This is a genomic window from Desulfatibacillum alkenivorans DSM 16219 (assembly GCF_900142135.1).
GTDB lineage: Bacteria > Desulfobacterota > Desulfobacteria > Desulfobacterales > Desulfatibacillaceae > Desulfatibacillum > Desulfatibacillum alkenivorans.
Genome location: NZ_FQZU01000001.1, coordinates 309,004 through 322,308, shown reverse-complemented (window position 1 = coordinate 322,308; position 13,305 = coordinate 309,004). Strand labels below are relative to the sequence as shown.

The following is a 13,305-nucleotide window of genomic DNA, read 5'->3' as shown; positions in this document are numbered from 1 at the left end:
TATGCGCCTGTGATTTACTATGTATTTGAACTTACGGCGCCACTTAGCGCGCCCTTAACGCAGGGCGGGCGGCGACTTAACCGGGCAGCCCCGGAGGTCCAGGCAACTTTTGCAATATGGTTGTGGACGTGGGGTTTGAAGTCGTTGTGGTCGTTGTCGTCGTTGTCGTCGTGGTTGTTGTGGTCGTCGTCGTGGATGTCGTCGTCGTGGTCGACCCTAACGTCGTTGTGGCCTCCGTGGTGCTGGCGGCGGTTGTGGAGCCCTCCAAACCGTCGCCCTCGCCGGTTCCGTTGCCTTCGCCGCCGTACTCGCCGCTGTCCATGATATCCACGCCGGCATCCCGCAAGGCGTCGATTTCCTCCTGGGTCATGGCGATGGGCGTGGTGGGCAGAGACCCGCCCACAATGTCCGTCCTCATCTGATTGGTAAGAGTGACGTACTGATCGGGATTTTGCAGCTCAGCCACGCTCACGGCGCCGGAGTAGCACTGGACGATGGTCAACTGGTTATTCACCACCTCCACAATAAAAATGGTGCCGCGCACCCCGCAGATAGCCGTGGGGGTCTTGACGTTAAAGTCTCTGGACCGATACCCGGTCAAACGGTTGGCGAAAACCCGGATCTTGCCCCGCACCATGTTAAAAAAGGCTTTGCGGGTTTTTTTCTCGGGCTCGAACTCGTATTCGGCCAAATCCAGGGTGGAATTTTCGTCCACGCTCACGATGGAGTTGTCGTTAAGCGTCAGGCGCAAAGAAGCCTTGTCCTCCGTACGGATGACGTCTTTCTGGTAAAGGCTGCGTCCTATGCGGGCGGGGATGCTTCTGCCCTCGTGGTCCACAAAGGCCTTTCCGGAGAGTTGAGTAATCCTTCCTATGGGCTTTTCCGCAGCGCCGGCGAACTCGGCGCCAAAGGCCATAAAAAGGCCGCACATTACCAAAATGACGATAAAAAGTCTTCCCATTCTCATAGCCGAATGTCCTCTGTATAATAGTTCGGTTTATTTCCCGAATTCCATGCTTCAAGTCCGCCCACAATCGCGCCGGCGGCCCGGTGATTTAAAAATTGCAAGCCACGGACAGGCTGAATATGTTCTTTCTGAACTCATAGGGATCCCAGTACTTGTTGTACAGCTTGCCGCCCTTGATGTACCAGGGGTCCTTGCGGACTATGTTGGAGTCGCTGTCTCCATGATAGAAGTTGGCCTGAATCCGCCAGATGTCGTTGATCTTTTTGGTCAGGTTGACGCTGAATCCGTGAAGAGTGTCGGCCCTGTCCCCTTTCCACAACACTTGCGATCCGAACAGCTGGGGGCTTTCGTCGTAATGGGTCCGGACTTGCGTATATTGAAGGTCGGCCGTAAGGTCCCAGGGCAAAATCGCGGAGAGACCGCCCAGGCCGGTGTGGCTGTAATAGGAATAGGTGGCGTTTTCCGAATCCTCCCAATACAATTGATACCCCACCCTCAAGACCACGGGAATATTGGGCAAAGCCCAATTCTGGGTGATTCCGGGCTGATACACGTGCGCGTCGGGCGTGAAATCGCAGTAATCCTTTTGCATCCAGGCGAAATTGACCACGCTGGACAGGCCGTAAGGCTCAAGCAGGGTGAAGTTGGTCATGAGACGGTGGGTTTGGAGCTTGTCGTCATCTGCGTCGAAAAGCAGGTACCATTGCGCGTCCTGCAAATCCCGGACCTGGCCTCCCCCGTAGTAGTAGGCATAGTCATAGGAAAAGCGGAAGGTGTATTTCTTCCTTTTGTAATATTCCAGAAACGCCGTGGGGTTGTAGGACATGGTGTTGTTTTCGGCGAGGTCCTGATATCCCTGATGGTTGAAAGCAAAGCTAAGCCCCGCGCGCCAATCCTGGCGATTGATAATCCGGTATCCGGCTTCCGCATACAGGGATTGAAAGGCGTCTTCTTCGTCCGACGGAAATTGCAGCAGCTCGGAATCCAAGGGACGGAGGGTGACATTGTCGTCGTATCCCCAGGTGAACTGGCCGTTTACGTACCAGGGCTTGCGGGCCCGGCGGGTTTGCTCCACCGCTTCCAGGGATTTGACGGCCGCGGCGCCGATATCCGTGCCCGAATCCTGGTCAGCCACCTGCTTGAACAAGTTCTCGGCCTTGTCAAACTCCTCCCGCTCCAGATAAATGGCGGCGGTGGTCAGGTCGACGGCCGGGCCGTACTGGGGATTCAGGGATTTGGCCATTTGCAGGTTGCTTAAAGCAAGATCGTATTGCTCCAGCTCCCTTTGCACCACGGCCACTTCCATGTAGGCCCTCGCTCCCTTGGGTTTCAGATGGATGGCTTTTTCCAGGACCTGCAACGAATTTTCGTATTGACGTTTTTTGGTATAGACTGCAGCAATATCAAAAAGCGCCTTGCGATATTCTTTTGGATATTGTTTAACCAAGGCATTCCAAATAGCCAACGCCTGGCCGGATTCTCCGGCCTTGGAAAGAACCACGGCTTTGTAGTATTTAAATTCGGTATTCTGAGGGTCCAATGCAATGGCTTTATCCAAGTAGGACAGGGCCTGGTCGTAATCTCCCGCCTCAAAGGCTTCAACCCCGTCCACATACAGGCTCATGGGGTTTTCCTGGGCATAGGAGGTTTGGACAAATGCAAAAGACAGTGCAAGAACAACAAAAACAGAATACGATAAGCAACGGAAAGCGTGTAAGCCCGTTTGTCGCATAAGTCCCTCACAGGATTTTAAGTATGGAAAATATTGGTTATGACAGCTAAAGCCGACAAAGTACGTATTCTTCAGTATTTAGAGGGAGAACCCTTTGGTGTCAAGCATTTTCATGATTATAAAGGTGTTAAACCCGTCACACTGGGACGCTCAACGTATTTAATTTTTTGGGATTTGTTTTTCCTCATCCTTCTGTGGGTTTTTTTGGGCCTCTATTACGCCCCGCACCTGATTTTCTTTGACTCCATCACGGCCGGCGGAGACACTTCATCCCATTACTTTACTGCGTATTTTTTGCAAGAACAACTAGTTCCTTCGGGAAAAATATCTGGTTGGTGCCACGGCAACCTTGCCGGATTTCCCATGCTGCAATATTATTTTCCGGCTCCTTTTCTGCTGGCGGCCGCCCTTGCGCCCCTTTTGGGACTGCCTGTTGCGTTCAAGCTGGTCACGGTTTTGGGCGTCTTTTTGCTGCCGGCTTCCGTGTACATTTTTTTGCGCTGTTTAAGGCAGCCTTTTCCCGTTCCCATTATCGGCGCGGCGTTCAGCCTTGTTTTTCTCTTTAACGAAGGCAACAAGATGTGGGGCGGCAACATTCCCAGCACCTTGGCGGGTGAGTTTTGCTACAGCATCGGCTTTTCCCTGGCGGTTTTATGGCTGGGCTGCGTGTACCGGGCCATGGAAAAAGCAACGGCCCGGCGCGTTATCCTGTGCGCAGGCCTGTTGGCCCTGGTGGGGTTGAGCCACGCTTACGCCCTGCTTTTTGCGGGCTTCGGCTCCGGCTTTTTTCTGCTCACCGGAATCCGGTTTAAAGAGCATTTGAACGCGCTGCTTAAAATCCACGGCCTGGCCTTTTGCCTCCTGGGGTTCTGGATCACGCCCCTCTTGGCCAACCTGCCCTGGACCACCAAGTTCAATATTCTGTGGATCTTTTTTTCCTGGAAGCAGGCGGTGGAGGAAATCCTCCCCCCAACCATCCAGCCGTTCATAGCCCTGACCCTTGTTGCGGCCGTCACAGCCCTGGCCGCCTTTTTTCTCCGTAAAAAAAGCCGGGAGGAAGACGGCGGGGAAACGCCCTTTTGCCTGCGCCCCACGGCCTACATCTGGGGGTTGATAGTATGCGGCGCGGCCCTGTATTTCGCCGGATACCGGGCCAGGGTTGTGGACGTACGGTTTATCCCCTTCTTCCAACTGTATTTGATCATCGGCGGCGCCATGCTGTTCCGGTCCCGGCTGATCGTGCGGAACTCGAAAACCTTGGCCGTTCTTCTGGCGGCCGTCGCCCTGCTCTCCACGGCTTTGTGGGTGGACGGACGCGTAACCTTTATCCGCTCGTGGGTTGCATCCAATTACCGGGGAATGGAAAGCAAGGTCCTGTGGCCCGAATACAAGGCGGTGAACGGCTATTTAAAAGGAGACTGGAACGACCCAAGGGTGCACTACGAGCACTCCACCATCAATCAGGGAGTCGGATCGGTGCGCGCCTATGAAAACCTGCCTTTGTTTTCGGGCAGGTCCACCTTGGAATGCGTCTACATCCAGGCGTCGGTTCCCGCGCCCTTTGTGTTTTACATCCAGTCCGAAACCTGCCAGCGTCCGTCCACGCCCATTCCGGAGGTTATATACTCCCGCTTCAACCTGGAGCGCGCTGCAGAACATATGAGGTACTTCAACGTTTCCCAGTTCATCGCCATGGAAACCGAGACCAAACGGGCCCTGGCCGCCGCCCCGGACTATGAACGCGAATTCTCGGCCCGGCCCTTTGAGGTTTACGGAATCAAGGATGCGCCCAAAAGCTACGTAACCGCCCTGAGCCGCCGTCCCGTGCTGCTTCCCCTGGAAGGATGGATGCAAAAGGCCTACACCTGGTTCCGCCTGGGAGACCTGGACGTGACCCCGGTCTTCGCCGACGGCCTGAGCCTGGCGGAAAAAACCCTGTTCGCTCCTGCCGGAGACGCGCCCATGCGCTCCCTGCCTGAGGTCGCATTGAAAAACGCGGAGGCGCCCGCCTTAAAAGCGGCCCTGCTTCACGAAAAAATCGTCGTGACCGGCGCCAGGCCGGGCATGCCCCTGCTGGTGAAGGCGTCCTATCATCCGGGCTGGAAAGCCTCGGGCGGAGAGCGGATTTATCTGGCGGGCCCGGGCTTTATGCTGCTTTTTCCCAACTCGCCGGACGTGACCCTGGAATACGGCCCCACAAAATGGGACTGGATCGGCAAAATCCTGACCCTGGCCGCCCTGTTTTGGATCGCCCTGTGCGCCCTCCCCTTTTCCCGGGGGATTACGGGAACGGCGGGAAGGGTTTTCAACCAATACGCCATCTATCCGGCCGTTCCTTTACTCCTTGTCATGGCCGCGGGCGCGGGACTGTTTCTTTCCCGCGAGGCCCCGGAATTCCCGGCCGTTCCGTATAACAAAGCCCTCAAATATTTTGCGGCCGAAGACTACGAAAAAGCCGTTCCGGCCTTTCGGCAAGTTCTCGAGCGCCACGGCCAAAGCCTGATCGCCGGCGAAACGGCCTATCACCTGGCCATGTGCTATTATCGTCAGAAAAACTGGCCCGCAACCCTGAAAGAACTGGAATCCGCCCTGGAAAAATATCCGGACAGCCCGCGGGCGCCGGAAATCCGGTATCATGTGGGCCTGTGCAAAATGGAGCAGAAGCGATTCGGCCAAGCGCGGCAGGCTTTCAACCGGACCGTGGAGGAGTTCCCCGGAACCGTTTGGGGCAGGCTGGCTGCCTATCATCACGCCATGTCCCTGTATCGGGAAGGGCGGTATGCAGACGCCCAGGAGTCCCTGGACCGCCTGCTATCCATGGCGCCGGAAAGAGGCCTGGCGGCCGAGGCTTTTTATCACCGGGGCCTGTGCCTCATGCTCCAGGGGAACAACCAGGAAGCGCGCCTGGACTTCCGGATTGTCAGGGAGCGTTATGAGGATGCGCTGTGGGCCGAACACGCCCTTTACCAGACCGGGCTGAGCTTTTTCAATGAACAGGACTTTGACAATATGGCCGCGTCCATGACAGAATTATTGCGTCAATACCCCCAAACCGCCCTGGCCCCGGAGGCCTGGTATCACCTGGGATTGGCGCACATGAAGTTGAACCAGCCTGATATGGCCCGGCTTGATTTCACCAACGTGGTGGAAAGAAGCCCCGACTCGCCCTGGGCGAACCAGGCCAGAGACCGATTGAAGGAGTTGAATTCTTGACAAGCACACTGCCCGGCCTGACCATCTTCTGCCCGGTGTTCAACGAAGAGGAAATCATGGAAGCCAACATCAGGCGGTTGATGGCCTTTCTGGACTCCCTGACCCCGGCCGCTCCCTATGAGGTGATCATCGGCTCCAACGGCTCCAACGACCGCACCGTGGAAATCGCCCAAAGCCTGGCCCGGGAATTCGCCCCCCGCCTGACGGTCTTTCATCTGCCGGAAAAAGGCGTGGGAAAAGCCTTCGCCCAAGGGGTGGAAACGGCCCGGTACGACAGGGTCGTCACCGTGGACATGGACCTCTCCATCGACATGGGGTTCATCCCCCAGGCCCTGGAACTGCTGGACCGTTTTGACATCGTCATAGGCTCCAAGGTTACGGGAGACCAAAAGCGCCCCTGGATTCGCAAATCCGTCAGCAACCTGTTCATCCAGCTCGCCCGGGTTTTGTTGAACATCGGATTCCACGACTACTCCATTGCAGCCAAAGCCTACCGCACCCCGGTAATCAAAAAATACCTTCCCTACGCCGACGACCTGACCTTTTACGTGGTGAAAATCGTCTATTTCGCCGCCCGGGACGGACATCGGATCACCGAGGTTCCGGTCTCCTGCCACGACATGCGGGAGTCCCGCTTCAACCTCATCCACGAAGGCTTTTACAAATTCGGCAACCTGTTTTTATTGTGGGTCAGGAAAAAATAGATACAAATCATTGGTTCCTGTCTTATTTAAGGTTTGACAACATGTGCTGCGCACCCCGGCACGGTACTCCTGTGCAGGGGCCGCCCCCGCCCCTCCTGCAAGGATGTTCCCTTCTTGGATAATTGAGACAATGTAGGCGGACAGCTTGCGGTGCTTTATGAACGCGCAAAGCGCGTCCCAGGCAGGGCAAGCCTTGGTGCTACAGATCAAATTCATCCTCAGAGGATATTTGAAACGGCCGGCCGCAGCATGCAATGCCGGGGGGAGGGCGCCGTTCTGGGGTGGCCCAGGCAATGTAGTGTATTGCCTGGATTGCTTGGCGCCAAAAGGCGCGGCCGGGAAAGATGGTAGAAATTGAGGATGGCCGGCGGGCGAACGGAGTTAGTTGAAAGGCGGGATTTTTCTTGGATTTCGAAAGGGCTTCGGTTTTTTCAACTTTGTTGGCGTCCTGCGGCGACAAGGACTAACAACATACGCTTACGGGCCCAGGTAAGATACTGCTTTGCCTGGGTTACCCATGACCATCATGCAGGATTTAAACCTTTTAGGATCCATGAGACATTGTAGCGCGCCCCCCTGTGGGCGCCGTTTTTAAAGCGCGCAAAGCGCGTGCCGAGCAGGGCAAGCCCTGAAACTACAGATCAAATTCATCTTCAGAGGTAATTTGAAACGACCAGTCGCGGCATGCAATGGCGGAGCCCTCAAAAATGAAGACGCTGGACTTCCGGCAACGGCGCTCGGGCATGACGGACAACGGGTGCGGCAAGCAGCGCCCCTACCCGAGAAACGCCTATTGCGCGCAGAGCCATTGAAAAGTTTTTGATCGAACTTTTTACAAAAAGTTCGCCGCCGGAGGCTGGCAACTCTCGCTGTTTTGCAGTTTGCGGTTCGCCGGAGGCAGTTTTTTTGCAGTTTGCAGTTCGCTGGAGGCAGGTTTCTACGTAGTTATGCAGTTCCTCAGTGATGCAATTTGGTCTTTTTAGCGCTTTTATCCAAAAAACACGCTGCGGCGTTTTTTCAGGATGTCGTAAATGCTCCGTTGGATGGTGTCCCGCACCTGGTTGGAGACCTTGGAAACCAGCAGGGGCTCTTCGGACGGGCGGTGATCCAGGTCCTGCAGGCGGATGGGCGCGTCAAAATGAATATGCCACTTGGTGGGCAGGGGAATCAGCCCCAAAGGCCCCAGCCATGGGAAGGTCGGGGTTAGCGGCACGTAGGGAATTCCAATAAGGGAGGCCAGAGGCTTGATATTCCCGATTTTAGGATGAATTTCCTCGGCGCCCACAATGGACACGGGCACGATGGGAGACTTGGTCTTCAGGGCCGTACGGGTGAATCCGCCGCGGCCGAACCGGGCGAGCTGGTATCGTTTGGAAAAGGGCTTGCCGATGCCTTTGATGCCTTCGGGGAAGACCAGCACCAGTTCGTCCTGCTCCAGAAGCCGTTCCGCGTTTTCCGGAGAGGCCTGAACCCCTCCCAGGCGAAGCAGCAACGGCCCGGTCACGGGAAGCTTAAAGACCAGGGACAGGACCAAAGCCCGCACCAGCCGGGGCTGGGGATGCTCCTCCTGGACGGCCAGGACCGTCATGGCGCCGTCGTAGGGCAGCACGCCGGAATGATTGGCCACCAGGAGGCACCGGCCTTCGGCGGGGATGTTTTCCACGCCGGTGACGGTCACGCGCCAGTAATATTTGTAGATAAACCGGCCAATGAACATAAGCCGCTGTGTAAGCTCGTCGTCCCGGCCCCAGGCGTCGATTTCGTAATCCCCGGCACGCCTGCGGCGGATGAACTCCATGGCCTCCTTAAAGGCCTCTATGCACTGTTCGGAAGGCGTTTCAGCATTCCCGGCGAACAGATCCGGTCCGGACGCCGCTTCCTCCTGGTCTATGTGAAGAGCGCAATAATCGTGGCCTTCCAAGGCCTTGTTTTTGCACTGCGCGCCCTTGGCGGTAACCCCCTGGCATTTCCCCTCGAAACCCTTACTGGTCATAACCCTCTTCCTTGTTGAAGTCTTCGATCAAATTGGAAAGATAGTTGGACGCCCTTTGCCGGGCCTGGATCCAGGCCTGCATGCGCTCCGAAGACTGGGGGTCTGACTGGATTTTGTTCCGGGACGGCAGATATTTGCGGATGCGCAAGTGCTCGAAGAATTCCTTGACGGTTTCCTTGGACGAAAAATGGGGCTTGAACTTCAAGACCTTTTTCATGCGCGCGGTGTCGCCCAGGCAGTTGTACATGATGTAGTCCGTCTCGATGGGGATGGAATCAGTAAGGCCCTGTCTGCCGCCGGGCCGTAAAATCATGCTGGACGCCCGCATGAGGGGGCTTGGCAGGGGCAGGGGCACTTTTCCGCCTATGCGCAAAATCTGGGAGAGGGGCAACACCCCGTCCCCGGAAATATTGAAGGCGCCCGTCACGTCGCTTTTGATGGCTTGGTACAAGGCGGCCAGCACGTCCTGTTCGTGGGTGAACTGGAACAAGGGATCGTGGCCCAGACAGGTGGGCACGATGTTGGAGTCCAGATACCGCATGACCGGCGTATCCACGGTGCGGCCCAGGATGTTGGCGAACCGAAGCACCGCGATTTCCGGGATGGGATTGCTCCGGGAGAACCGCCGGACCATCTTTTCCAACTCCACCCGGTCCTGGATGTAACGGTGCTGATGCTGGCCTTTCAGGTCCGCGTCTTCCGAGATGTAATTGGGATTGCTGGCCTGGGCGCCGTACACCTTGGTGCTGCTTTTGATGATCAGGCGCTTGGTCTCGGCCGCCGAGCAGGCCGCCAGAAGATCCATGGTTCCCATGACGTTCTGGTCGAAATGCTCTTCATTGGACGTGTAGGAGTCCAGAAAAAGAAGGTGGCAGACCGTATCCACCCGGGCCACCTGGAGCAATTCCGCCAAAAGCGGGGTATGCAAATCCACCTGGAAGAATTCAAGGCGCTTGAACGGTTTTTTGGGCTTTTCAAAATCAATGCCGATAATCGGGTCGAACTCCGGGTCCTGCTCCAACAAGGGAACCAGGTTCCGTCCCCAAGAGTGGGAGACCCCGGTGATCAGGACAGATCGTTTTTTTCCGGCCATTCCCCTTCCTTTCCCCTCCGAAATAGTCTAACCGTAAAACATGGAATTTGCATCATAAACAAATCCGCGCGCTTTTGCAATCCCGGAGCGGATAAAAACAGCACGACTGTTGAAATACCTCCATTTCTGAGCAACGCCGATTTTGAAAGGCCGGCCTCGGCATGATAGCCGTATAGTGTCCGCAAGGCCGAGATGCATACGCTGGCGCGCCCAGGCAAGGTACTGCTTTGCCTGGGTTACCCATGACGATCCTGCCGAATTAAACCTTTTTGGATTCTTGAAACAATGTAGGCGCACAGCTTGCTGTGCTTGTTGGACGCGCAGAGCTTGTCCCGGGCAGGGCAAGCCCTGAAACTACAAATCAAATTCATTTTCAGAGGTAATTTGAAACGGCCAGCCGCGGCATGCAATACCGGGGGCCGCAGGCCAATAAGTGCGGCCGATCCGGCCAGTGGAAATCAGGCAAGTTCGGCGGGAATAAGGCGATGATTGGGACCCCGTTCCCATGCCCTGCGTGGGAATGTACATGGAATTACAACAAATCCTTGGACTTATCACTTATTACCTGCAAACTACTTCATCCAACACCGATTGAAATGGGCGGCCCAGGCAAGGCAGTTTTTTGCCTGGATCCGATAGGACGGTAGGCGCGGCCGGGAAAGATTTGAAGATTGGGGGGTTCCGGCGGGCGTACGGGTTTGGTTGAGTCTCTTTTTTTTAATATGAAATCGGACAGGGCGTCCGTTCGTCAAACACACTTGGAATTCCACATCAGAGATTGAACTGCATGGGTTCGCACCCAGGTTCAATCAGCAAACGCGCTTTTCCATTGACAGAAAGGGCCAATAGGGATAAACGTTTTGCTTCAAATTTTGTTCCCCCATGCGGAGAGGTGGCCGAGCGGCTGAAGGCCCTGCTCTCGAAAAGCAGTATCCTGCCACAAGCGGGATCGTGGGTTCGAATCCCACCCTCTCCGCCATTTTCAAGACGATAAAATCCTAAAAAACTAAATAGCCTCCGGCGTATCGCTTTTTTGAAAAAAAGCTCCACAAAAAACTTCAAATGGCGCTTCGCGCGACAACTTTCCACCCTAAAGGTGAAGCCTTGTGTCCACGCCGGTTCCGTCCATTTTCAGGCCGCAATTCAAGCATTTGCTGGTGAAGGGAATTATCGTGAAGGCAAACTTGCGGGAGAGGGCGTGCATTTTTCCGCACCGGGGGCATATCCACAGGCTGTTTAGGATGATTAATCCAAGCCAGAGTCTAAACAAGACATGATGATACGGCTCGATAAAGGCCATTTTCTCCCACACAGTCAAAAAAGGAAGTCCAATAACCGCGGCGGTGGCCAAATACAGGCTCAATTTTATAAATCGAAACGCCTTGAATGAAATAGGCGCATCTTGCGGCATAGGCATGTTTGATTTCCTCCGTGACGGGCGGGGCAGGCCCCGCACCCTACAATTCAATAAACAACGGGCACGGGAACCCTGTACCCTACGCCATTATTGGCCGCCCTGGTATTATGCGATATGGATGGCGCCAACGTCTTCATGGCAGTGCAGATGCAGGCCCCCATGCCTGCAAGGGACGCGCGTCGTGCGTCCCGTGGGCGTCCACAGGGGGGACGCTAAAAAACAGCAGGGCAAGCCCTGAAACTACAATTCAATGTACAACGGGCACGGGAACCCTGCACCCTACTCCATTCTTGGCTGCTCTCCGGCATTACATGCCGTTGGCCATCCCGGCTACTCCAACACCGCGCCTTTGGCGGCGGAGGAGACCAGTTTCACGTACCGGCGCATGTATCCCGGCGGGATTTCCCTTTGCACGGGCTTCCAATTGGCGCGCCTTTTTTCCAACTCGTCTTCGGACACCAGAAGATCCAGCTTGCGGGCCGGGATGTCTATGGATATTTCGTCCCCGTTTTCCACCAGGGCGATAGGGCCTCCCGCCGCCGCTTCCGGGGATACATGCCCGATGCACGGGCCTGAGGTGGCGCCGGAAAATCGCCCGTCCGTGATGAGCGCCACCTGCTTATATCCGGCCATGTCCAGGCCCATGGTGACGGCCAGGGTTTCGGGCATGCCCGGCCCTCCCTTGGGGCCTTCGTTGCGGATGACCACCACGTCTCCCTCCCGGATCGTTTCTTCGCGGACGGCTTTGAGGGCGTCGTGCTCGGACTCGAAGACCCGGGCCTTGCCCGTGAACACCCGCATGGATTCGATGACGGCGGATTGCTTGACCACCGATCCTTCCGGCGCCAGGGAGCCGAAAAGGGCCGCCGTGCCGCCTTCCGCCAGGTAGGGATTGTCCTTGGGCCGGATGATCGCAGGGTCCTTGACCGCTGCAAAGGCCAGAACGTCTTTCAAGGGGCCGCCTGCAACGGTCCAGGCATCTGTATTCAGATCGTCTTCCAGCATTTTCATGACGCCCTGCACGCCTCCGGCCATGTACAGGTCGAGAATTCCATGGGGGCCGTTGGGGGCGATGCTGGTGAGGGTGGGGATTTTCGCACCGTATTCGTTGAAGGTTTCCAGGGGCAATTCCAGGTCCATGGCCCGGGCCAGGGCGGGCAAATGCAGGGTGGAGTTGGTGGAGCCGCCAATGGCCAGATCCACCATCACGGCGTTTTGCAGGGATTGCTTGTTCAGCACCTGCCGGGCGTTGACGCCCTCCTCCACCAGGGAGACGATACGCTTGCCGGTTTTCCGGGCGAAGGTCAATTTTTCGGACAAAAAGGCCGGAACGTTGGACGATCCGGGCAGGGTCATGCCCAGGGCTTCGGCGATGCACTGGAAGGTGTTTGCCGTGCCCATGACCTCGCACGAGCCGCAGGTGGCGGCCGTGGCGCAGGACACCTTGGCTTCCAGGTCGTCGTAGGACTGATGGTTGACGCTGCCGTCCATCAAAGGCGTGTGGCGGATATTCCAGGAGTTGGGGCCGCCGGTCAGAAAAATTGAAGGCAGGTCCAGCCTTGCTGCGGCCATGAGCATGCCGGGGATGATTTTGTCGCATCCGGCGATGAACACAATGCCATCGTAGCGCATGCTGCGCACGTGGGTTTCGATGATGTCCGCAATCAAATCCCTTTGGGCCAGGACGTAGCGCATGCCTTCGTGGCCCTCGGTGATTCCGTCGCAGGGCGCGGGCACGTTGAACTCAAAGGGCAGGCCGCCGGCCGCGTGCACTCCTTCCTTGACCCTCAGCGCCAGGTTTTGCAAATGCATATGCCCGGGGTTGATGTCGGTCTGGGAGCTTGCCACGGCGATCAAAGGCTTTTGCCCGGCCTCGTCCATGTCGGTTCCGGTGCCCTGGAAGATGGTCTTGCGCACAATGCTGATGGGAAAGTCGCTGTCGTCGAAAATGGAATGGCTCTTGGGCTTTTTCATGGATCAAAACTCCTTTCCTCATCTTGAATGGGGTCAAATTTCCGTTTGGCTTCTGAGAATCATGGACGCCCACAGGGGGCGCAACTACCTTGTTATGGGATGCATTGCGTTTGGAGTTAAAACTTTCGCAGTGGGCGGGCGGGGCAAGCCCCGCGCCCTACCATTCATTTTCGGCGTATTTTGCATGCCGGGGGGTGCTGGTGCGTATTGAG

General features: G+C 56.3%; 8 protein-coding genes and 1 tRNA gene. 3 read left to right on the top strand and 6 right to left on the bottom strand.

Features of this window, described 5'->3' with window-relative positions:
* Window positions 1–76: 76 nt before the first annotated feature.
* Together BUE18_RS01290 and BUE18_RS01285 are read right to left on the bottom strand one after the other, a co-directional pair.
* The gene (locus tag BUE18_RS01290) at window positions 77–967 is read right to left on the bottom strand and encodes a FecR family protein (protein WP_073472077.1); all 891 of its coding nucleotides are present in this window, start codon (window positions 965–967) and stop codon (window positions 77–79) included.
* Between the two features lie 88 nt (window positions 968–1,055).
* Window positions 1,056–2,591: a tetratricopeptide repeat protein gene (locus BUE18_RS01285; protein WP_073472075.1), complete on the bottom strand. Its 1,536-nt coding sequence runs from the start codon at window positions 2,589–2,591 to the stop codon at window positions 1,056–1,058.
* Between the two features lie 471 nt (window positions 2,592–3,062).
* Here BUE18_RS01285 and BUE18_RS01280 point away from each other — a divergent pair, with 471 nt between their 5' ends.
* Together BUE18_RS01280 and BUE18_RS01275 are read left to right on the top strand one after the other, a co-directional pair.
* The gene (locus tag BUE18_RS01280; protein ID WP_170868228.1) at window positions 3,063–5,912 is read left to right on the top strand and encodes a 6-pyruvoyl-tetrahydropterin synthase-related protein; all 2,850 of its coding nucleotides are present in this window, start codon (window positions 3,063–3,065) and stop codon (window positions 5,910–5,912) included.
* Complete coding sequence (locus tag BUE18_RS01275; RefSeq protein WP_073472072.1) at window positions 5,909–6,616, top strand: glycosyltransferase family 2 protein; 708 nt, start codon at window positions 5,909–5,911, stop codon at window positions 6,614–6,616. Before BUE18_RS01280 ends, BUE18_RS01275 begins: the two co-directional genes overlap by 4 nt.
* A gap of 988 nt (window positions 6,617–7,604) precedes the next feature.
* Here BUE18_RS01275 and BUE18_RS01265 read toward each other — a convergent pair.
* Both BUE18_RS01265 and BUE18_RS01260 read right to left on the bottom strand, forming a co-directional pair.
* On the bottom strand, window positions 7,605–8,609 hold the full coding sequence (locus tag BUE18_RS01265; protein ID WP_073472069.1) for a lysophospholipid acyltransferase family protein: 1,005 nt from the start codon (window positions 8,607–8,609) through the stop codon (window positions 7,605–7,607).
* On the bottom strand, window positions 8,599–9,702 hold the full coding sequence (locus BUE18_RS01260; protein ID WP_073472067.1) for an NAD-dependent epimerase/dehydratase family protein: 1,104 nt from the start codon (window positions 9,700–9,702) through the stop codon (window positions 8,599–8,601). Before BUE18_RS01260 ends, BUE18_RS01265 begins: the two co-directional genes overlap by 11 nt.
* Window positions 9,703–10,588: 886 nt before the next feature.
* Here BUE18_RS01260 and BUE18_RS01255 point away from each other — a divergent pair.
* Window positions 10,589–10,681 (top strand) — tRNA-Ser (locus tag BUE18_RS01255).
* Window positions 10,682–10,792: 111 nt separating this feature from the next.
* Here BUE18_RS01255 and BUE18_RS01250 read toward each other — a convergent pair.
* Entirely contained in the window at window positions 10,793–11,119 is a 327-nt protein-coding gene (locus tag BUE18_RS01250; RefSeq protein ID WP_073472065.1) for a hypothetical protein, read from the bottom strand.
* Window positions 11,120–11,449: 330 nt separating this feature from the next.
* Window positions 11,450–13,093, bottom strand: a complete 1,644-nt coding sequence (ilvD, locus tag BUE18_RS01245) for a dihydroxy-acid dehydratase (protein ID WP_073472063.1) — start codon at window positions 13,091–13,093, stop codon at window positions 11,450–11,452.
* Between the last annotated feature and the right edge of the window lie 212 nt (window positions 13,094–13,305).

Bases quoted from the DNA above. Each gene is read 5' to 3' on its own strand.
- BUE18_RS01290 (WP_073472077.1), bottom strand. From the start codon at position 967: ATGAGAATGGGAAGACTTTTTATCGTCATTTTGGTAATGTGCGGCCTT.
- BUE18_RS01285 (WP_073472075.1), bottom strand. From the start codon at position 2,591: ATGAGCCTGTATGTGGACGGGGTTGAAGCCTTTGAGGCGGGAGATTAC.
- BUE18_RS01280 (WP_170868228.1), top strand. From the start codon at position 3,063: ATGCTGCAATATTATTTTCCGGCTCCTTTTCTGCTGGCGGCCGCCCTT.
- BUE18_RS01265 (WP_073472069.1), bottom strand. From the start codon at position 8,609: ATGACCAGTAAGGGTTTCGAGGGGAAATGCCAGGGGGTTACCGCCAAG.
- BUE18_RS01260 (WP_073472067.1), bottom strand. From the start codon at position 9,702: ATGGCCGGAAAAAAACGATCTGTCCTGATCACCGGGGTCTCCCACTCT.
- BUE18_RS01250 (WP_073472065.1), bottom strand. From the start codon at position 11,119: ATGCCTATGCCGCAAGATGCGCCTATTTCATTCAAGGCGTTTCGATTT.
- ilvD (WP_073472063.1), bottom strand. From the start codon at position 13,093: ATGAAAAAGCCCAAGAGCCATTCCATTTTCGACGACAGCGACTTTCCC.